At 46.9% G+C, this 21597-nt stretch carries 20 protein-coding genes; 8 read left to right on the top strand and 12 right to left on the bottom strand.

What is annotated here, in order from left to right:
• Window positions 1-44 precede the first annotated feature (44 nt).
• Together QZT80_RS14725 and QZT80_RS14720 are read right to left on the bottom strand one after the other, a co-directional pair.
• Window positions 45-1040 (bottom strand): tetratricopeptide repeat protein, encoded by a 996-nt coding sequence (locus QZT80_RS14725; protein WP_295123287.1) that lies wholly within the window; start codon window positions 1038-1040, stop codon window positions 45-47.
• A gap of 52 nt (window positions 1041-1092) precedes the next feature.
• Complete coding sequence (locus QZT80_RS14720; protein WP_295123284.1) at window positions 1093-1653, bottom strand: sigma-70 family RNA polymerase sigma factor; 561 nt, start codon at window positions 1651-1653, stop codon at window positions 1093-1095.
• A gap of 71 nt (window positions 1654-1724) precedes the next feature.
• On the opposite strand from QZT80_RS14720, the gene QZT80_RS14715 reads away from it, so the two are divergent.
• Window positions 1725-2492, top strand: a complete 768-nt coding sequence (locus tag QZT80_RS14715; RefSeq protein ID WP_295123281.1) for a C40 family peptidase — start codon at window positions 1725-1727, stop codon at window positions 2490-2492.
• A gap of 56 nt (window positions 2493-2548) precedes the next feature.
• Here QZT80_RS14715 and QZT80_RS14710 read toward each other — a convergent pair whose 3' ends face one another.
• From QZT80_RS14710 to QZT80_RS26735, 5 genes are all read right to left on the bottom strand, one after another.
• Entirely contained in the window at window positions 2549-3085 is a 537-nt protein-coding gene (locus QZT80_RS14710; protein WP_295123278.1) for an inorganic diphosphatase, read from the bottom strand.
• A gap of 189 nt (window positions 3086-3274) precedes the next feature.
• A complete protein-coding gene (locus QZT80_RS14705) occupies window positions 3275-3760 on the bottom strand; it encodes a DUF4878 domain-containing protein (RefSeq protein WP_295123275.1) in 486 nt (161 codons plus the stop codon).
• Window positions 3761-3917: 157 nt separating this feature from the next.
• Window positions 3918-4874, bottom strand: coding sequence for a PhoH family protein (locus tag QZT80_RS14700; RefSeq protein WP_295123272.1), 957 nt, complete (start codon window positions 4872-4874; stop codon window positions 3918-3920).
• A gap of 89 nt (window positions 4875-4963) precedes the next feature.
• On the bottom strand, window positions 4964-5086 hold the full coding sequence (locus tag QZT80_RS14695; protein ID WP_295123269.1) for a hypothetical protein: 123 nt from the start codon (window positions 5084-5086) through the stop codon (window positions 4964-4966).
• Window positions 5087-5093: 7 nt separating this feature from the next.
• Window positions 5094-5234: an AIR carboxylase family protein gene (locus QZT80_RS26735; RefSeq protein WP_367112870.1), complete on the bottom strand. Its 141-nt coding sequence runs from the start codon at window positions 5232-5234 to the stop codon at window positions 5094-5096.
• 374 nt (window positions 5235-5608) lie between these two features.
• Here QZT80_RS26735 and QZT80_RS14690 point away from each other — a divergent pair, with 374 nt between their 5' ends.
• Both QZT80_RS14690 and QZT80_RS14685 read left to right on the top strand, forming a co-directional pair.
• Complete coding sequence (locus QZT80_RS14690; protein ID WP_295123267.1) at window positions 5609-8626, top strand: PAS domain S-box protein; 3018 nt, start codon at window positions 5609-5611, stop codon at window positions 8624-8626.
• 6 nt (window positions 8627-8632) lie between these two features.
• Window positions 8633-9025, top strand: coding sequence for a response regulator (locus QZT80_RS14685; RefSeq protein WP_295123264.1), 393 nt, complete (start codon window positions 8633-8635; stop codon window positions 9023-9025).
• Here the strand turns inward: QZT80_RS14685 and rpe are convergent.
• The 5 genes from rpe to thrA form a co-directional block, all read right to left on the bottom strand.
• Entirely contained in the window at window positions 9022-9681 is a 660-nt protein-coding gene (gene rpe, locus QZT80_RS14680; protein WP_295123261.1) for a ribulose-phosphate 3-epimerase, read from the bottom strand. The two genes, QZT80_RS14685 and rpe, sit on opposite strands and share 4 nt — an antisense overlap.
• A gap of 30 nt (window positions 9682-9711) precedes the next feature.
• A complete protein-coding gene (locus QZT80_RS14675; RefSeq protein WP_295123259.1) occupies window positions 9712-10740 on the bottom strand; it encodes a tetratricopeptide repeat protein in 1029 nt (342 codons plus the stop codon).
• Window positions 10741-10828: 88 nt separating this feature from the next.
• Window positions 10829-12139: a threonine synthase gene (gene thrC, locus QZT80_RS14670; RefSeq protein ID WP_295123256.1), complete on the bottom strand. Its 1311-nt coding sequence runs from the start codon at window positions 12137-12139 to the stop codon at window positions 10829-10831.
• A gap of 20 nt (window positions 12140-12159) precedes the next feature.
• Window positions 12160-13095 (bottom strand): homoserine kinase, encoded by a 936-nt coding sequence (locus QZT80_RS14665; RefSeq protein ID WP_295123253.1) that lies wholly within the window; start codon window positions 13093-13095, stop codon window positions 12160-12162.
• A 14-nt stretch (window positions 13096-13109) separates the two neighbouring features.
• Complete coding sequence (gene thrA / locus QZT80_RS14660) at window positions 13110-15554, bottom strand: bifunctional aspartate kinase/homoserine dehydrogenase I (protein WP_295123250.1); 2445 nt, start codon at window positions 15552-15554, stop codon at window positions 13110-13112.
• Between the two features lie 476 nt (window positions 15555-16030).
• Here thrA and QZT80_RS14655 point away from each other — a divergent pair, with 476 nt between their 5' ends.
• The 5 genes from QZT80_RS14655 to QZT80_RS14635 all read left to right on the top strand — a co-directional run bounded on the left by QZT80_RS14655 (window position 16031) and on the right by QZT80_RS14635 (window position 21377).
• The gene (locus tag QZT80_RS14655) at window positions 16031-16552 is read left to right on the top strand and encodes an ORF6N domain-containing protein (protein ID WP_295123247.1); all 522 of its coding nucleotides are present in this window, start codon (window positions 16031-16033) and stop codon (window positions 16550-16552) included.
• A 426-nt stretch (window positions 16553-16978) separates the two neighbouring features.
• Window positions 16979-18136 carry a homogentisate 1,2-dioxygenase gene (locus tag QZT80_RS14650; protein ID WP_295123244.1) on the top strand — a complete coding sequence of 386 codons (1158 nt, stop codon included), beginning with the start codon at window positions 16979-16981 and terminating at the stop codon, window positions 18134-18136.
• Between the two features lie 33 nt (window positions 18137-18169).
• A complete protein-coding gene (locus QZT80_RS14645; RefSeq protein WP_295123241.1) occupies window positions 18170-19162 on the top strand; it encodes an aldo/keto reductase in 993 nt (330 codons plus the stop codon).
• Window positions 19163-19200: 38 nt separating this feature from the next.
• A complete protein-coding gene (gene hppD, locus QZT80_RS14640) occupies window positions 19201-20328 on the top strand; it encodes a 4-hydroxyphenylpyruvate dioxygenase (RefSeq protein WP_295123238.1) in 1128 nt (375 codons plus the stop codon).
• 299 nt (window positions 20329-20627) lie between these two features.
• A complete protein-coding gene (locus QZT80_RS14635) occupies window positions 20628-21377 on the top strand; it encodes a L,D-transpeptidase family protein (protein WP_295123235.1) in 750 nt (249 codons plus the stop codon).
• The last annotated feature ends 220 nt before the right edge of the window (window positions 21378-21597 follow it).

Here is a 21597-nt window from a genome sequence, read left to right as displayed (position 1 = left end):
ATCTGTGAGTAAGATGCGGGAGATTTAAATTTCCATAAACAGGATTAATTATCCAGTGCATTTTGAGCAGCCACTTTCATGCTGCCGTCCATCTTAACTACTTCTTTGAAAAGTTTTTTCGCTTTACTGGACTGGCCACGGTTCTTGTAGCATACAGCCATCTGGTACTTAGCAAGCTCGCCAAACTTACTGGTGCCTGATACTTTCTTATAACGGTCTATCGCCTGCTCCAGATCGCCTTGCTGCTGTAGCATAAGCGCCGATTTGTACAACGACTCATCTATGTTAACACTGCTTTTAGGTGTTGCTGCCGCCGGCTTCTCTTCTTTTGCGGTGGGTGGGGGCGTTGCTTTAGGCTCTTCCTTTACTTCCGGCTTTTTTTCCGCAATAGCTGCAGGGGCAACGTGGGTAACAGAATCTTTTACCACATTCTTTTTAGGAGCAGATGCTGCAACAGAATCGCGTTTAGGCGTGGTTGGGTGAGGGCCTGCTGCTAGCAATTTCATCGTATCTTTTTTTAATGCCGGCTGTACGATTTTTCTCGTACTATCCACGTTGGTCACAGCAAGTTGGGCGGTGGGGGTGGAGGTAGCAGGCGTTTCGTCCGATACGGACAGCGTAGAATAAGTTACACCGGCAGGTGTTTGCGATGCGGTGCCATTTGCCGGTGTTGCCCCCGTAGTCATCGTATGACTGCGCAGGCCGCGGTGTTTCATGGCCGCCTGTACGATATAAATGCCACCGCCAACAAAGCCTATTAAAGCAAGGGTCCAGAAGTAAGCTAGCAGGCTTTCCTGTTTACGACCTTTTCGAATAGCCTTCTGCTGCACCATGTTTTTGGGTGCGGGCATGTAATTCTGATGGATATAAGTGATCGTATTGGTCGTAAGTTGCTCGTAAGGCTCACGATTAGCGGCCTTTTCCAGCGACTGCAGCGCATGATAACACAGGTCGCAGTCAACGAGGTGCTGCTCTACCAGATGTTTCTCTACCGGCGTCATTTTGTTTTCTATGTAACGCGGTAACTGGTCCCTGTTCAAACATCGTACAGGGGTAAAGATCTTTAGGATCCGTTCTTGTATGGGAAATAAGTTACTCATAGGCCTGGTCCATCAGTTGTGTGGCTAATTTTTTGCGAGCCGTTTTCAGTATCGTTCGTACTTTATCTTTTGTAATGCCTCTAGCGGCAGCAATCTCTTCAAAGGTTTTTTGTTCGGCATAGAATAGGGCTACTACCTGCTGATCTTCAGCGGTTAACTTTTCAAGCGCCGATTCCAGTTCTGTACCTAACTGTTGCCTGGCAATAGGGTTGCTGCCAGACTGTTGTACGCGCGATTCGGACCGGTAAATGGCCTGAACCTCACGGGAAACGTGGTTAGGATGCTTTTTCGGACTGAAATAGTCTTCCAGGGTATGTTCCACGCAGTCGTTGGCCCTGGGTATGTGCATCGTGCGGAAATTCTGGTCAAGGTCTTTTAACAGTGCCGGTATTACTTGCGCAGCACTTTCACGGTTGGCCATTTTAGGTAGACTATATGCTACTACCAGGTGGCTGTATCTTTCCAAAAGGGTACCTACCGCTTCCTCGTCCATTAGTTTACGAACGCGGTTCAGTAATTCCTTGTCGGTCATATTATTTAGTAGCAGGTGCATATTTCTATCTATAATTTACGCATTTTCGTGTTCAAATTCTGAAACACTTATATAAAAAAATAACAATTAGTATGCCATACGCTGTAACCATTGTACCGGTTATGCCCATGAGGGCGGAGCCAAAGCACAGAAGCGAAATTATCTCGCAGGTTTTGTTTGGGGAATTTGTTGAAACAGAACCAGTTACTTCAGATGGCTGGATGAAGGTACGGAACCGTTACGATAATTATGAAGGCTGGGTTACGGTTTCGCATGTGCAAATGGTAGAAAAAGACGTTTTTGATACACCGCATCCTTTTTATACTCCCGCGTGGGTCAATCGCATCAAATTTAACGGCCAGCTCATGCACATTCCTTTTGGCTGCCTCTTCGCTAGTAACGGCGGGGGTGTTACAAAATGGGGAAAATTTACGGTACAGTTTGAGGAGCCTCTTCTTGAATTGCCGAAGGCACCCGATGCGACCAAAATACTTGAACATGCGGCGGTATTTCTTAATACCTCCTATCTGTGGGGGGGCAAGTCGGTGTTTGGGATTGATTGCTCAGGATTTACGCAAACGGTTTATAAACTGGCGGGTATCGCGCTTTTACGCGATGCTTACCAGCAGGCTACACAAGGGGAAGGCGTAAGCTTTTTACAGGAGACTAAACCTGGCGACCTGGCTTTTTTTGATAATGAAGAGGGGCGTATAACGCATGTAGGGATGTTAATGAACGACCACGAAATCATACACTCCTCCGGTAAGGTGCGTATAGATGCTATTGATAACCAAGGCATCGTAAACAGTGATACCGGCGAACGAACGCACAAACTTCGCCTGATCAGGCGTTATTTTTAAAGAAAAAGAGCAGCCATTACGAAACGGCTGCTCTTTTTCTTTATCAACTTACCCAATTACTTCTTAAAAGTAGTGTTGTACAGTTCGATGCTTTCCTGGATAATCCTTTCGGCAACGGCTTTGTTCTGGAACTCTTCCACCTTTACGGTTTTGTTTTCCAGTTTTTTGTACTCTTCGAAGAAGTGGCGCATTTCGTGAATGAAGTGCGGGGGCAGTTCAGAGATATCGTTAATGTGGTTTACACTCTGGTCGTGCGCGGCAACGGCAATGATCTTATCGTCTGCTTCACCACTATCGATCATCTGCATTACACCAATCACTTTAGCATCTACGAGGCACATGGGCACGCAGTTTATCTGCGAAATGATGAGGATATCCAGCGGATCATGGTCATCGCAATACGTTCTGGGGATGAAGCCATAGTTAGCCGGATAATATACAGATGAATACAATACCCTGTCGAGTTTCAATAAACCACTTTCCTTGTCCAGCTCATATTTGGCACGCGAGCCCTGGGGGATTTCGATAATACCTGTAACGATGTGCGGTGCTTTATCGCCGTAACTAACGCCATGCCAAGGATTTGTTGTCATAATCTTAATGCTTTCTTTTTACTTATATGGTTCAATATTGCATATCCTCGTAATCCGAGGGGGGCAAATTTAAGAAATAAGAAACAAATGCCTGCAATTATATCTGCGGGCATAATAGAGTGGAACTATAAAGGTGGGAGCCGAGTCTTACACAATTTGAATATTCATGGTCCGTTTTTCCTAAAATTCTTATTGCGCGGGAACTGCAACAGAATCCAGGAGCACAGGCACGCTGTCTTGCATCCTTTCGATGCTGGTGCTGTCCATGCTGCCCGGAGGGGGGAAGTTGGGAATGATGCTTTCGAATGTAAGGGAGATTTTCCACTTGCCGCTTTCTTTCACAAGCTGCAGGGTTTCTTCCTGTTTGGCAGATGAGTTAAGGATGGTTACCGTAGCTTTGTCGCCTTCTTCTTTGGTATCCAGTACTTTAATTTCGGCGTGTTTGATCTTTTCCCGTTCGTCCTCCGTTCTCCTGCCGTCGAAGATCGAGTATAAGGTAATCACCTGGTGCGATTCTTTCGTAGCATATTCTTTGGCCTGCTCGAAGTTAGATTGCTGGATGGCGTGCATGAAATCCAGCGCTACTTCGTCGGGCTTGGTTTGTTTTTGACAACCAGCAATCAGAAGGCCAAAGAAAATACCAAACAAAAGTACAAGTCGCCTATAATAGCTCATGTGGCTGAAAAGTTAAAAAATTTCGACAAAAATAGGGGGATTGTTTGAAATGCACAACTTACAATTACGGAAGTTAAGGTACTGTTAATTTAAAGCCAGGCAACCGTTGACACGTACGCGTGATACGTGTTACAACATGTGCCTGGCTTTTTTAGAATCAGTTTTCGTCTTTATTTGCTTCGTAAGCCCTGATGATGGCTTTTACCAGCCTGTGACGCACTACATCTTCCTCATCCAGTTTCAGGTGGCCGATACCATCAATATTACGGAGAATCCTGGTCGCTTTTTCCAGCCCGGAGCGTTGGCTTTTGGGAAGGTCAATTTGCGTCAGATCGCCGGTAATGATGGCTTTAGCTGATGAACCGATACGGGTAAGGAACATTTTTAGCTGCAGTTCGGTCGCATTCTGGGCCTCATCAAGGATGATGAAGGCATTATCCAGTGTACGGCCGCGCATGTAAGCCAGCGGGGCGATCTCGATCACGCGGTTAGTCATGAAATAGGTTAGCTTTTCGGCCGGTATCATGTCGTCGAGTGCATCGTAAAGCGGGCGCAGGTACGGGTCGATTTTTTCCTTCAGGTCACCCGGCAGGAAACCCAGGCTTTCGCCGGCCTCCACCGCAGGACGGGTAAGGATGATCTTCCGTACGGCCTTGTTCTTCAACGCTCTTACGGCCAGGGCTACCGCTGTATAGGTTTTACCTGTACCAGCCGGGCCAATGGCAAACACGATGTCGTTTTTGTCCACCAGGCCTACCATTTTTTTCTGGTTGGCCGTTTTGGCACGCACCGTTCGGCCGTTGGGGCCAAATACCAATACTTCATTCGGATTCCGGTCGCTAAAGTGGTCCACGCCGGTTACCTCATCCCCGAGAATCTGTTCGAAATAGTTTTCGGAAAGGTTACCATTACGTTCAAGATACTTTACGATCTGGCCGATCTTTTCCTGTGCCGTGGCTACCTCTTCAGGCGCTCCCGACACTTTCAGCTGTGTACCGCGGGAAAGGATCTTAAGCAGGGGGAATTTCTTTTTCAGCAGATCGAGTTTGCCGTTGTTGATCCCGAAAAACTCAATCGGATTTACGCTGTCCAGGTTAATGATCGACTCTGTCAATGGACCTAAAGTTTAAGATAAAGAATACTGTTTCGCTCCCCGGGATAATATGTACAACTTCAGCCTCTCTGCATGTTGGCCAGCACCCGTTATAGTTTGTAACCGTTTTGTTTGAAGGTTTGTACTTTAGCAGCCACCTCTTTGCCGGAGAGAGCGATTTTCTGTTCAGCTGATACTGCGGTATTGTGCGTACCTGCTTTACCTACTGCCACAGCGCATCTAAGTTACAGGCAAGCTGTCTTCCGGGAGAACACCTAAAACCGCGAGTGAGGTATAGGCAGAAACCACACCGGGCAGAGCAGCAGCTATATCAGCAGCAGCAATAACAACGCCAAAACTTTTTTCCTGTACTGTGAGCAGATGCCAAGTTATTTCACTTTCAATGTCCCCAAAAATTGTAAAAAGTTCTGTAACTCAGGCATCGCGGACTTGTCGCTTTCAGAGCCCGTAAAAATTAATGCTTTCGTTATCTAACGTTTGAACCAAAGATATTTTAAAAAATGCAGAAAAGGCGCAGCCTCATCACCCGGTTAGGTATCAATGCCTTATGCAGAAAGGGTTTGGGTTTTCCCCATATTATCCCCAACGACGTTTTTAAGTATGTATTCATTTTTTACCATAACAAGGAAATGTCTTATATTATCACTACTTTTAGCATTGATTTATTGGCCGTCTAAGCAGAGCATGATCGTGAATTATCGGGAGTATAATATGCCAACAGACTTACTTACAACATGAACGACGCTGCATTAAGTCAGGTGCTGGAGGATATCCAGGACGGCATCGCCATATTTGATATGGATTGTCGTTTTGTGAGGGTGAACAAGGTTTTTGCGGCGGAATGCCGCAGACTTTATGGGGCGGATATCAGACCAGGCATCAGTGTTTTATCCCTTTGTGAAGCATACCCGCAATGGGCCCAGCAATGGTTATATCATTGTAAGAGGGCACTTGCCGGGGACAGCAACACGTATGTGTGTTCCATTCCAAATGTGGTGCCTGGTGGCGCGCACCATCGTATTTCCTTTAAACCACTGTACGATGAAGAAGGCCGCGTAACAGGGGCATTCATGCTTTCGCGCAACGTCAGCCACGAACTTACCTTTTACCAGGATATGCTAAATGCCAATGCCCAGTTGCACCAGGTGCAATCGGCCATTGACGCTTGTGCTATTGTGGCTATGCTGGACGAACGTGCGCGCATTATGCGGGTAAACGAAATGTTCTGCAACGCTACAGGTCTCTCGGCCACGGCGCTGGTAGGCCTCCCGTTCAGCCAGATCATCAGCCAGGTTGAATCGCCCTGCGATGTTAATGACATCTGGCGTACGCTCAGAACGGGTAAAACATGGCATAACGAAGTTATATACAATAGTGCCGACAGCCGGATGATTTGGGTAGATGCTACCGTAAGCCCCTTTACTACAGGGGATGCGAAGGGTGGTTACCTGGTTATTTGCCTGGATATTACTGCACGTAAACAACAGGAAATAAAGGCCCGCGAAAATGAGCAGTTCTTCCGCAGTGTGCTGGAAAATCTGCCGGTAGGCCTGCATCAATATACGCCTGATGGCTGGAGTGTAGACCTGAACGGTTATATGCGGGATATTCTCGGAGAAGGCCACCTGGCTGTAAACGGTCTGCCATACAACGTCTTGGGCGATCCCATTAACCGCCACAATGGCCTTAATGCGATGTTCGAAGAGGTAATACGCAGGCGGGTGCCGGTTAAAAAGGAAATTCTGCTCAAGTATACTGAGGTGCAAAATGGTGCGGTCACCCGCATCCAGCCAGCTTACTATGAGGCCACAGGCTTCCCGGTTATTGGGCAACAGAACGAGCTGGCTTACATGTTCCTCATCCTGAGTGAAATTACGGAGAAGAAACTCGCGGAGCTGAGTCTCGAAAAAAGCGAACGCCTTCTTAATAATATTGTCGAAAATCTGCCTATCGGGTATATTCAGTTCGACAACTTCGGATTTATACGCCGTGTTAACCAAACGCAGCGCCTGTTCTTTGGCAATAACGTAAACGGGGAACACGAAGACGCGTATAATATGATCAATGATCCTTTTGCCAAATTGTTTGAGCTGGACCAGCTGTTTATGCAGGTGTTGCAGCATGGCAAAATGGTGAGGATGGAAAAAAAGCTTGACTTCTCGCTGGATAAAGACTGGACGAAGACTGACCGGGAAGTATTTCTTGATCTGACCATGTTCCCGGTGTATGATCCGGTAGACAAAGACCAGATCGTGGTGGCGTTGGTAAATGATATTACAGATAAGAAACGACAGGAGATAGAAAACGCCAAGGCACAGGAATTCATGTTGCAGACGGGCGAAATAGGTAAAATAGGGGGATGGGAGATCGATGTGCCTTCGTACCGTGTACGCTGGTCGCCGCAAACATACCGTATACACGAATTACCGCCATATACGCAGATGTCCATGGAAAAGATGGGCACTTTCTATAGCGATGATGAGCGTGCAAGGGTAGAAGATGTAATTATGGAATGCTGCCAGTACGGCCGCTCTTTCGACGAGCAACTCACGCTGGTAACTGCCCGCAACAACAGTATCAAGATAAGAATGATCGGTCGCCCCGAATTCAGGAACGGCCGCATCGTACGTATACATGGCGTTATACAGGATATTACCGAACAATTCCAGATACGCGACCAGCTTTCCCGTAATACAGAACTTATGAGCCTCTTCTTCGATACTATCGATATGGGCTATGCTGTAATGGGGCAGGATGGAAAGGTGAATTTTATCAATAAGAAAGCAGAGGAAATAATTGACCACGAGGCGGTGTTGGGTAATAATATATTTGAGGTATTCCCATGGCTGTCGGGCAGTACATTCCATTCCAAACTTTCGGAGTGTATAGAACACCGCAGGCCGGTATCGTTCATCAATTATCTGCCGCAAACCAATAAGTGGTACGAATTTTTGCTGGCCGCCATGCAGGATGGCAGCATCTCTATCTTCACCCGTAACGTAACCACAAGCCGACGTATGCAGCGCGAGTTACGTAAGGCGAACGAGCAGTTGTTAAACCTGAACAAATACCTGGTAAATCAGAACAAACAGCTGGAAGACTTCGCCCACATTACATCTCACAACCTTCGTGCGCCTATCGCCAACCTGAAGGCGCTAATGCAGATATATAATAATACTACATCGGAAAGCGAGCGTGAACTCTATATTAATATGCAGCACGATGTGATCCTTAATATAGATGAAACGCTCAATGATCTTATAGAGGTAGTGCAGATCCGTAAAGACCTGAACCTCGAACGCGAAAAGCTCTCGTTTTCTGAAAGGCTGCAGCGAATTAAAGAAATACTTACGGTGGATATTGAAACCAGCGGTATACGGCTTACCTGCGATTTCTCGGATTCGCCGGATATCGAATACCCCAAAATCTATCTCGACAGCATATTGCAGAACCTGCTAACCAACGCTATTAAATACCGCGCAAACGATCGCTCGCCCATGGTACACTTCCAAAGCCGCAAGGTAGATGGTGGTGTAATGCTTACGGCGGAAGATAACGGTGTGGGCATCGATCTGGACCGCTACGGCAACAAATTGTTCGGGTTCAGAAAAACGTTCCACAAGAACAAAGATGCCAAGGGGATAGGGCTCTTTATCACGAAGAGCCAGATCGAAGCAATGGGTGGGAATATTCTGGCAGAAAGTAAACCAGGAAAAGGAACGAAATTTATTATTACTTTTAGGCCCGAATAAGAAAATATGAAGCCATTAAATACAATTTTTATTGTAGACGATGACCCGATACATCAGCAGATCACTGAGATTATGCTGGATCGTTTAAATATTACCAATGCGGTTAGCAAATACAGCGATGCACAAGAGGTGCTCGACTATCTTCGCAGCTACAGGAATGATCCTTCACAATTGCCCGATATCATACTGCTGGACCTGAACATGCCGGTTATGGATGGCTGGGAATTTCTCGACACCTTCCAGACTTTCAGGGGCACTTTATGCAAGCCGATCAGGGTGTACGTACTTACCTCTTCAATTGACGAAAAAGACCAGGAACGTGTTTCTTCCTACGATTTCGTGAATGGTTATCTTACCAAACCGCTTACCAACGATGTAATTATGCAACTGGCCGACTAAGCCTGTTTAAGTTTGCTGATCACCGATTTGGGATCGGCTGCGCTGAAAACGGTGTTACCTGCCACCAGCACGTCTGCGCCAGCCGCAACGATGTCGCCTGCGTTTGCCAGCGTTACACCGCCATCGATCTCTATCAGCGCCTTTGAGCCACTGCTGTCGATCATCTGGCGAAGCGCTTTTATTTTATCAAGGGTGTGGGGAATGAATTTCTGTCCGCCAAAGCCGGGGTTCACGCTCATAATAAGCACCACATCGATATCGTTGATCACATTTTCGAGCAGGCCGATGGGAGTATGTGGATTCAGCGCCACACCGGCGGTCATGCCCAGGTCTTTGATCTGCTGGATGTTCCGGTGCAGGTGAGGACAGGCTTCGGCGTGTACGGTAAGGTTATGGGCACCTGCATCGCGGAAAGCCTCCGCGTACCGCTCAGGTTCCAGGATCATCAGGTGTACATCGCAAACTTTGTTCACGATTTTGGAAATCTGCGAAATAACAGGCAGGCCAAAGCTTATATTGGGAACAAAGCGGCCGTCCATCACGTCGAGGTGCAGCCAGCCGGCCTCGCTGTTATTGATCATTTCCATCTCCCTGTCTAATTGCAGGAAGTTGGCTGCCAGCAAGGAGGGAGCTATAATTATGTTACGTTTTTCCAATGAGTCAGTTTTTAGCTTACAAACGTACGTTTATTTCTTTTCCGAAACGCGCTTCAGCCCTTCTGTAGCTTCGGGAAAGTTTTTCCTGAAGCCTAATGCTTTCGTGTAATCCTCTTTAGCAGCCGCAAAATCGCCCAGGTTTTCCTCGCTAAGTCCCCTGAAATAATAGCCCCTGGCGCTATTAGGTTTGTTACGGGCGGTAAGGTTAGCGTAGTGCTTTGCTTCTTTCCATTTGCCGGAACTAATAAAAATTTGGGTAATGGCCAGGTAGGCGTCTTCGTATCCCGGGTCTACCAAAATAGCCTGCTGATAAGCTTTGATGGCCTCCTGTGGCTGTTTCTGCGATTCAAAAAAGAGTCCGGCCCCGTAATGCGGCTCGGCCAGTACCGGGTCTATTTCGGCTGCCAGGGCGTAGTACCTCAAAGCCTCCCTGGATGAACGTTGTTTTAACAGCTCTGCAAGTTCCATCACGGCATCATAATCACTCTCTTTACCTGCTATTTTAATGGCTTCTTTTAAATGCCTGATAGCGGCTGTGGTATCGCCTTCGTCTTCCGCTATACGCGCTTTAAGGTAATACCCTTTGTCTTTTTCCCCCTCTGTTTGTGCCAGTACTGCCGAAAGACTGTCTGCCGCCGCCGGCTGTTTGTCTTCAATAAGGGCAATGGCCAGTTTGTACTGGATGTAAGGATGCTGTGGCGCAGTGGCTAATGCCTGCCGGAATGCTTCCACCGCCGTTTTATATTTTTCGGTTACCAGGGCGGCCTCACCAGTAGTGGCCCAGTAGTCTGTATAACCTGGATTGAGTTTAGCAGCGGCTTCAAAGTCTTTAAGTGCAAGTTCTGGTGCATCATTAAAAATGGCCAAACCTCGCCGGTAATATAGTTCGTGCTGTTGCGGGAATAGTTTAATGGAGTCGGTAAGCGGTTTTACGAGTGATGAATAAAGGATTGTATCTGCTGATGCGGTGGTTTTGTCCGCCGGTGCCTGCTGGTTATTACAGGCAGTAGTCAATGCTATCCCGGCCATCAATAGGGAAATATTTTTCAGGAATTTCATAGACTCAAACCTATGCCAAATTTTTATCAAAAAAAAGAAAGGCGCACTAATAAAAGTACGCCTTAAATGCAGTTGTTTGCCTTGGCTATTACACTGCGTAGGATTGACCCATCAACCAGTTCTTTAATGATTTATAGTCGTTTGGAAGCAATACCGATTGTTTTTCACGATCGTACAGCTGTTTTACTTTCTCAGGAATACTGATCTCACCCCGTAAATCTTCCGGCATGGTGTCTTCAAACTTAACAGGATGAGCCGTTTCAAGGAAGATGCCCACATTGTTCGGCGACTTTTTCAGATACTGCTTCAGGCCCAGATAGGCAACCGCCCCATGTGGTTCCATCAGGTAATTATGTTGTTTAAACACATCGCCGATAGCGGCCACTGTTTGGGCATCGGTAAAGCTGTAGGAAGACAGGTGTGCCTTTAATGCCGTTTCGCTCGCTGAAAACATTTGGAGTATGCGGACGAAGTTGCTCGGGTCCGACACATCCATGGCATTTGACAGGGTAGGGATGGGAGCGTTGGGCTCGTATTTTCCGTTTTGCATGAACCTGGGTACGGTATCATTTACATTAGTGGCTGCAATGAAGTGTGCAATGGGTAGTCCCATTTGTGCGGCCATCATACCTGCGCAGATGTTACCGAAGTTTCCGCTGGGCACGGCCATCACCACTTCTTTTTTCCATTGTTTGATTTTCCTGTACGCGAGGAAGTAATAGAACATCTGCGGAAGCCAGCGCGCTACGTTAATGGAGTTCGCAGAGGTAAGCATGTAATTGTCCTGTAATTCCTGGTCAAGGAACGCGGTTTTTACCATCCGCTGGCAATCGTCAAAGCTTCCCTGTATTTCCAGGGCGGTAATGTTACCACCGAGGGTAGTCAGCTGTTTTTCCTGCAAAGTGCTCACTTTTCCGCTGGGGTAAAGGATGATCACATTGACGCCTGGTACATTGTAGAAACCATTGGCCACGGCGCCGCCTGTATCGCCGGAGGTGGCTACCAGCACCGTCACCGGACGTGGATCGTGTTTTCGGAAATACCCGAGGCAGCCTGCCATAAACCTGGCGCCCACATCTTTAAAAGCAAGTGTGGGGCCATGAAACAGCTCCAGTGAGTAAATGTTCTGTTCCACTTCCCTCAACGGGAAAGGGAAGGACAGGGTATCGGAAACGATCTGCCGGAGGTGGTTGTCCGGAATTTCATCCCCGATGAAGGGTTGTATTACATGGCGGCCGATATACAAAGGATCATATTCTTCCAGCCTTTCTATAAAGTCTTTTTCCAGCCGTGGCAGCTGTGCGGGGAAATAAAGCCCCCGGTCCGGCGCCAGTCCCTGTATAACCGCTTCTCTGAATGATACGCGGTGTTGTGGATTTTGTAAGCTGTAATATTGCATGTTTCGTGTGTTTATATACGTTATATCGCACGCACCCCCTGGGTGTTGATGCGGGAAACGTAAATTTTATAATCAACGCCCATGGGCGCATACACCTGGTCCATCACGGAAGCTACTTTGCGGGCGATTTCTTCGCCACGGCTCATCATAAATACCGATGGGCCCGAACCGGAAATGCCGCCGCCAAGCGCACCTGCTTCCTTACATTTTAGTTTCAGTTCGTAAAAGGCAGGGATGAGTATGGCCCTTACCGGTTCCACTATCACATCTTCCAATGCACGGCTGATGAGACCATAGTCGTTGGTGTAAAGTGCGGCTACGAGCGCGCCAACGTTGCCCCATTGCCTGATAGCGTCTTTCAATTGTACCTGTTGTTTCAATATTTCACGCGCGTCAGACGTTTTTACTTCTATCTGCGGATGAATAACGGTTACCCAAAGATCATCGGGCGTATTAAGCGCAATGATGTCAAGGGGCTGGTAGCTCCTTACCAGGGTAAAACCGCCCATAATGGCCGGGGCCACATTATCCGCATGGGCAGTACCGCTGGCAAGCCGCTCGCCCTCCATGGCAAAACGTACCAGTTTCTCCTGTGTAAAGGGTTTGCCCAGTAACAGGTTGGCGGCTACTACGGCGCCGGCCGAACTGGCTGCGCTGGAACCAATACCGCTGCCGGGTTGTATGTTTTTCCTAATCGTTACGTCCAGCCCTAGTTCCGGTTGCCCCAGTTCCTGCAAAAATGCCTGCAATGCAACACCTGCTACATTTTTAGACACTTCTTTTGAAAGGTTAGGCGCTCCTTCAATATTGGATATAATAATACCCGGCGTGCTTTTCCTGCTTACGGTCATTTCATCTCCCGGAGCGTCCAGTGCCAATCCTATTACATCAAACCCGCAGGCTACATTGGCTACGGTGCCTGGTGCAAATACTTTTATACAGTCGTTGTTCATCATTGTAGTTTGTTAGCTTAATTCCTTACAGTCCGCATGATGTCTGCAAATATGCCCGATGCGGTAACATCTGCACCGGCCCCCGCGCCCCTTACGATCAGGGGTTGTTCCGAATACCTGTTAGTGGTGTACAGCACAATATTGTCTTTACCTTCCAGTTTAAAGAACGGGTGGTCGGCGGCTACAGACTGCAGGCCTACTGAGGCTTTGCCGTTACTGTAACGGGCTACGAACTTCAGGCGTTTCCCTTCGTCGTCGGCGGCTTTGCGCAGCTGTTGGAAATGTGCGGCGTGTTCGTCCAGTTGGTCGTAAAAGCCGTCCACATCGGGCGCGTTCAGGCATTCGGCCGGCAGGAAAGAGTGGTTTTCGATATCGTCCAATTCCATTTCAGCACCGCTTTCACGTGCCAGTATCAGTATTTTGCGCATTACGTCTTTACCGCTCAGGTCTATACGTGGATCTGGTTCCGTATAACCTTCATCCTGGGCTGCTTTTACCACTTTGCGGAAATCGGCGTCGTTCACGAAATTGTTGAAAACGAAGTTAAGACTGCCACTTAATACGGCTTCAATTGTCCTTATTTTATCACCACTGCGCACCAGGTCGTTAAGGGTGTTGATAACCGGCAATCCTGCCCCAACATTGGTTTCGAAAAGGAATGATGCGTTAAACTTACGGGCCAGGTCTTTTAATCTTTTGTAAGATGGGTAGTCTGCCGAGCAGGCTATTTTGTTACAGGTAACTACCGATACGCCATGTTGTAAAAATCCTTCGTAAATGCGCGCCACTTCTTCACTGGCAGTATTATCCACAAACACACTGTTACGAAGATTCATCGATTTAAGTCTTGCTGCAAATTGCTTAAGGTCCATGCTATCGCCCTGCGCCAGTTTATCTTTCCACTCATTATGCGGAATACCCTCTTCGCAGAAAAGCATGTTTTTACTATTCGCAACGGCTACCACGCGTACCTGTATGCCAAGTTCGTTGAGCAGGAAGTTTTGTTGCTGTTGCAGTTGCTCCAGCAATTTGCTGCCCACGTTGCCCACGCCCACTACAAATATGTTAACCTGCTTGGTTTCGTTCTCAAAAAAGGCTTCATGTATCACGTTCAGCGCTTTTTTAACATCGGCTTTATTAATCACGGCGGAGATGTTTTTTTCTGTAGAGCCCTGTGCAATGGCTCTCACATTTATCGCATTTCGTCCCAGCGCGCCGAATAATTTGCCGCTGAGGCCATGGTAATTTTTCATATTGTCGCCTACTGCTGCTACAATACAAAGGTCTTTCTCCACCAGCAGCGGCTCTATTTTTTTATCATAAATTTCCTGTGAAAACTCGCTATCTACGGTGGCTTTTGCCTTCAGTATATCAGTTTCATGTATGCCTACGGTAATGGAGTGTTCCGACGAACTTTGGGTAATGAGAATTACATTGATCCGCTCGCGTAACAGCGCATTGAACAATCGGCTCGAAAACCCTGGAATTCCTACCATACCGCTGCCTTCAAGTGTAAGTAGTGCTATTTGCTGTATACCGGAAATGCCGGTAACCGGGAAGGGTTTTTCACCATTGTCCTTGATAAGTGTACCGTAATCGTAGGGGGCAAAAGTGTTCTTTATCCAGATGGGGATGCGCCTGTCCATAACAGGTTGTATGGTGGGCGGGTAAATAACCTTCGCTCCGAAGTGCGATAGTTCCATCGCCTCTTCATAAGAGATATGAGGAATAGGAATAGCCTGTGGTACCAGTCTTGGGTCGGCAGTCATCATACCACTAACGTCAGTCCATATTTCGAGTATGTTAGCGTCCATCGCAGCGGCCACCAGGGCTGCAGTGTAGTCGGAGCCTCCACGGCCAAGGGTGGTGGTATCGCGTTCGGCATTGGCGGCGATGAAGCCGGGCACAACGATGTATTCGGCTGGTGCGTGCTGAAAGTATTTGGTAATCTGGTGTTCAGTCATTTCATGGTCTACCTGTGCGGTTCCAAAATGATCGTCGGTCATGATCAGTTCGCGGCTATCTTTCCAGGTAGCATTGAGGCCGTGTAGTTTCAGCCTTTCAGCAACCAGGTAAGAGGAGAGAAGCTCCCCGAAACTCATGATCTGGTCGAGGCAGCGTTTAGATAGTTCGCCAACCTGGTAAATACCGTCGCAAAGCAGTTCCAGTTCGTTCAGTCGCTTTTTTACCTGGCTCAGCAAGCTGCTTTGAACGCCGATAGGAAATAGTTCGCGGATAGTATCCAGGTGTTTAACTTCAATTTCTTTGAGGATGTCTTTGTATTGCTCCTGACTTTTTCCTGACAATTCACCTGTTTTAATGAGCTTGTCCGTAATGCCGCTCATGGCCGAAACCACGATAACCATCAATCCTTTCTTATTATATTGACTAACTATCTGGCAAACTTGATCTATCGCCTTGGCGCTCCCAACGGAGGTGCCACCAAATTTTAAGACTTGCATGAAACTTTAAATTTATACGTAGTGAAAACGCAGCATTCCTTGTCTGCTTTGTACCAGGGTGCCTGGTCGAGGGACGGTATGATATAATTAACCCCGGCAAGGGGTTGTAATGGTCGTCATAATAGTGGCGTACACCGCGGAGATGCGGCGTGTTGTAGTGATTATATGTGAAGATTTAAAACGCACTATTTTTTTATGACTTAACGATTACAAAGGTTAAAAATAAGAATGAGAAAACAATGCAGTGGGACCAACTTTAGAAATCATTCAATTTTGTGATGATTAGTTGATGATTTTCGAAGGTTGTTGCAGCAACGGTATATACACTGTCTTTTGTCGGCACGTGATCGGGGTGAGTTTTTAACCCTTATATTGCAACTATCTTTTTCAAATCCCACACAAGTAAACCCAGGTTGACCCAACTATTTCTGCTATAGCGGAACAGCATAATTGTTTAACGTTTAAAGTGTGGTTTAATGACCAAAACAAAAAGAGGTCCGGAGTTGCCGGAAGAAATGATCATCAGGAACATTATCCTGGTGAGAAACGAGCGGGTGATACTTGATGTTCACCTGGCTGCCATGTATGGAGTAGAAACCCGTGTGCTCAAACAAGCCGTTCGATGTAACATAGAACGGTTTCCTGCGGATTTTATGTTTGAGCTTACGGATAAGGAGATGGCCATGGTGATTGTAGCCGACGATCCTGGCGTGCGTAAGAAGTTGGGTGGCGCCAGGTCTTTTGCATTTACAGAAGTGGGTGTTGCCATGCTGTCGAGCGTACTAAACAGCGATGCCGCTATCAAAATGAACATCTCGATTATGCGCACTTTTATCAAGCTTCGCCGTTTGGCCACCAATTACGATGAATTGTTGAAGGCGTTACAGCAAATGAAGCTGGAGTACGATGGCCGGTTCGAGGAAATTTTTGATGCGCTGGATGTACTTATCGGTATCCCTGCCTCAGTAAGGCAGCCGATCGGCTTTAAAAAGGGCTAATGAAACCCTTGCCAATAGAGCATTTCTTGTTTTTTAACTTCTGTTGTAGCTTGTCTGTGGCGTATTTGGGCTGGTATCACAATTTGTGATACCAGCCCAAACTCTTTACTGTCGGTCATCTAGCCTCCTCTGAAAACCCTAAATTTAATACGGTAGCAGGTTTCAATGCTTCTGGCAGGCCCCTCTGCAATACGGCAATAAAAAATTTCTCAACTGTAAAAAATACCCTAATTTTAACCTGTGCATTTACAGTCCACATACAAAAACCAGTTAAGGTACTGTTATCTGATGGCAACTCTGGCCATGGATTCTGCTTCTCTTTAAGCCAAACGGACAGTTGTCCGTATCATACGCTGCATCCCTTATTGTCTTATAAGTTCCTTTGCCTGGAGGGCCGGGTATTATTTCATTCAATTAAGATTATTTATGCCACATTACCACCAATTGGGGCAAATTCCGCATAAGCGGCACACGCAGTTCCGCAAACCGGACGGTGGGCTTTATTCGGAACAGTTGTTTTCCACGGAAGGTTTTTCATCAAATTCCACGTTATTGTATCATTGTCATCCGCCTACTGCTATTGTTAAGGTAGATGAGCCCTATAACGTGTTGCCGAAAGTTGCGGAGGAGAAAATGCTGAAGCACCGCAGCTTCAACGGCTTCAGTATTAAGCCGGTTGCAGGTTTCCTCGAAAGCCGTAAAGCCGTGCTGGTCAACAACGACCTGCACATTGTACTGGCAGCGCCACAGCAAAGTATGGGCGATCATTTCTACAAAAATGCCGATGCAGATGAAATGCTCTTCGTACATGAAGGCAGTGGAGTGTTACGCACCCAGTACGGTGTACTGGAATTCGGTTATGGCGATTACCTCGTTATACCGCGCGGCACCATTTATAAGATAGAGTTTTCCACACCGGATAACCGCCTTTTCATCGTCGAATCTTTTAGCCCTATACGCTATCCCAAACGTTACCTGAGCCGTTACGGCCAGTTGCTCGAACATGCGCCCTTTTGCGAGAGGGACATCCGCCAGCCAAAACATCTTGAAACAATAGATCAGCAAGGCGACTTCCTGATCATGATTAAAAAGAAAGGTGTGATGTATCCCATTCATTACGGTCACCATCCTTTTGATGTGATAGGATGGGATGGCTGCGAATACCCGTTTGCCTTTTCAATCCACGATTTTGAACCGATCACGGGCCGCGTGCATCAGCCGCCGCCCGTGCATCAAACTTTCGAAGCACACAACTTCGTGGTTTGCTCTTTCTGCCCGCGTTTGTTCGACTATCACCCGCAGGCAATACCTGCTCCGTATAACCACAGCAATATCGACAGCGATGAAGTACTTTATTATGTTGATGGTGACTTCATGAGCCGCAAACATGTAACACGCGGGATGATCACTTTACACCCCGCAGGTATCCCGCACGGGCCGCATCCGGGAACAGTGGAGAAGAGCATAGGGGCGAAGGAAACAAAAGAGCTGGCAGTGATGGTAGATACTTTCCATCCGTTACAGATAACAGAAGAGGCGCTGGGTATAGAAGACAGTCAATACACAATGAGCTGGGCGGAATAATTGCCTATCTTAACGCCCTAAAAGTTAATCATTATGGAATACAGGCAATTAGGAGAAAGTAACCTGAAAGTATCGGCCATTACGTTTGGTGCATGGGCCATTGGTGGATGGATGTGGGGTGGCGCAGAACGCCGGGATGCGGTAAATGCCATCCGTGCATCTATTGATCAGGGCGTTACTTCTATTGATACTGCGCCTATCTATGGCATGGGTACCAGTGAAGAAATACTCGGCGAAGCACTCGAAGGTATCAGCCGCGACAAGGTGCAAATTCTTACCAAATTCGGCATGAGCTGGGAGGGTACCAAAGGTCAGTTCTTTTTTAAAAGCAAGGATAATAACGGTAAAGACATCGATATCTATCGCTACGCAGGTAAAGAGGCGGTAATTAAAGAGTGTGAAGACAGTCTCAAACGCCTGCGTACAGATTACATCGACCTTTACCAGATTCACTGGTCTGATGAAACCACGCCGATCGAGGAAACTTATGAGGCGGTGTTACGCCTGAAAGAACAGGGTAAGATCAGGGAAGCAGGTGTATGTAATTACAATGTAGACCAAATGAAAAGGGCCAACAGCGTAATGTCATTAGCCTCTAACCAGGTGCCTTTCAGTATGGTGGAAAGAAGCATTGAACAGGAAATGGTGCCGTATTGCATCGAACATAAAAAAGGTATACTGGCTTACAGCCCCCTGCAGCGCGGTCTGCTCACAGGCAAAATTAAAACAGACCATAAATTCGGAGAAGGCGACAGCCGTGCAGGCAACAGATTTTATACGCCTGATAATATTGCCCGCATTAATGCTTTCCTTTCGCTGATCAAACCGCTGGCAGAGAGTAAAAGTGTTTCGCTTTCGCAACTGGTGCTGCGCTGGACGATCGACCACCCGGGTATTACTGTGGCCCTTGCAGGCGCGCGTAATGCAGATCAGGCCATCCAGAACGCCAAGGCTATTGAACTGAAACTGGCACCCGAAGAAATTGATTTCATTAACAAACATCTGAACGCTTTAACATTAACCTGATAACATCAGAAAAATCAAAAACCAACCAAATTAGTTTTATGAACACTGCAGTTGTAAAAGAGTCGCCTGTACAGGCAGAAGATTTCCTGCCGCTTAATGGCACCGATTACGTAGAGTTTTACGTAGGTAATGCCAAACAAGCCGCGCATTTTTACAAAGCCGCTTTCGGCTTCCAGTCCCTGGCCTACGCTGGCCCGGAAACAGGAGTGAAAGACCGTGTTTCTTACGTGCTGGTGCAGAATAAACTTCGTTTTGTACTAACAACATCCCTTAAACCTGGTACCGACATTTCCAGGCATGTAGATGAGCATGGTGATGGAGTGAAGGTATTAGCCCTTTGGGTAGATGACGCCCGCTCTGCTTACGAAGAAACCATGAAAAGAGGCGCTAAGTCTTACCTGGAGCCGGTAGTAGAAAAAGATGAATTCGGAGAAGTGGTACGCAGCGGTATATACACCTACGGCGAAACTGTTCACCTGTTCATTGAAAGAAAAAACTACAACGGCGCTTTCCTGCCAGGCTTTAAAGAATGGAAAAGCGTTTATAATCCGGAAAGCACCGGTCTGCAGTATGTAGACCATTGCGTAGGCAACGTGGGTTGGAACGAAATGAACACCTGGGTAGACTTCTACGAAAAAGTAATGGGCTTCCGCAACCTCATTTCCTTTGATGATAGCGATATCTCTACCGAGTATTCCGCGCTCATGAGTAAGGTAATGAGCAACGGAAACGGTCGTGTGAAGTTCCCGATTAACGAACCTGCAGAAGGCAAAAAGAAGTCGCAGATCGAAGAGTACCTCGATTTCTACGGTGGCCCTGGTGTACAGCACGTGGCCATTGCTACCAATAACATCATCGAAACCGTTACTGCCCTTAAAAGCCGCGGTATAGAATTCCTCACTGTTCCTGGTTCCTATTACGACACCCTGCTGGACAGGGTGGGTAAAATCGACGAGGACCTGCTTCCGCTGAAGGAACTGGGCATACTGGTAGATCGCGACGATGAGGGCTACCTGCTCCAGATTTTCACGAAGCCTATCCAGGACCGACCCACGGTTTTCTTCGAGATTATCCAGCGTAAAGGCGCTAAATCATTCGGAAAAGGCAACTTCAAAGCCCTTTTTGAATCAATCGAACGCGAGCAGGAATTGAGAGGAAACCTTTAAGATTCCGTTAAAAGTTTGATTTTTTTTAAAGGATTGGATATTTTTGTAGACACCCCGTTCGTTATTAGATCGAATGGGGTGTCTTTTTTTATATGGATACTAAAAATTTATTCGGTGTGTTATTCGCGCTAGCCGGTATGTTTCAATTACTTACGGCTTACCTGGTATGGGCGGGCAACCCCCATTACATATTAAAATTGACCGGGAGGAAAGCGGGAATGGTAATATATGTTATTTTTGCACTATTATTGTTTTACCTGGCCTATCGAAATTTATCAAAGTAGAATTTGTAATTGTTTATGAAAAGAATCATTGCATCGGCGTTGTTGTTGTTGATCATGGGTGGAGCGAAAGCACAGCAATCTTTCCTGGAAAACCAGAAGCTGTTCCCCCGTGTAGGGGTAGCCTTCCGGGAGCGTGAAGAGGCGATCAAGAGCGAATTTGCCAAAAAAGGGATGAGTTATCCCGCTAAATACGTTTATATCCGCTCGTTTAAGCTGGATAGCGAAATGGAAATTTGGGTAAAGAACAGTGTAACGGATACTTTCCGCCTGTTTAAATCCTATAGGGTATGCTCACTCTCGGGCAAAATGGGCCCCAAACGTAAAGAAGGCGACCGCCAGGTACCAGAAGGGTTCTATTATATCAACGATTTCAATCCTAACAGTAACTTCCACCTGAGCCTGGGTATCAACTATCCTAATTATTCGGATAAGGTACTGAGCGACCCCAAAAAGCCGGGTGGGGAGATTTACATTCATGGTAGCTGCCTCACCATCGGCTGTATTCCCTTAACTGACGAATTTATTGAAGAAGTATATATTATGGCCGTAAACGCCAAAAACTCAGGCCAGGACTTTATTCCGGTGCATGTGTTCCCGGTGAAATTTGGGAACAGTCGCTCTATGGACTACCTGGGCACCGTGTCGCTGAACGATAACGAGTCGCAGAAGTTTTGGGTAAACCTGAAGGGGGCATACGACTATTTCGAAAAGCACCATAAGCTGCCTGTAGTCATGGTGAACTCGCAGGGCAAGTATATCATGTAAAAAAAGTATCAATATAGATAAAGAAGTAGGGTAGCCCTTGGGTTGCCCTATTTTTTTGTTTCGAATTCCATTTTATTTACTAATTTTTACCTCCGGAACCCACGTTATGCATTTGGCTTTCTTGCAAACCCGATGGTTTTCCAACTCAATTGTTAGCGGCAGAGAACACGCCATTCCACCGTTGTCATATTAAGGAACGTTTTTTTATTTAATAGAACTT

Origin of the sequence: uncultured Chitinophaga sp. (assembly GCF_902168175.1) — a bacterium.
Lineage (GTDB): Bacteria > Bacteroidota > Bacteroidia > Chitinophagales > Chitinophagaceae > Chitinophaga.
Note: the sequence above shows the minus strand (reverse complement) of the source record. Positions and strands in the feature narration are given on the sequence as shown.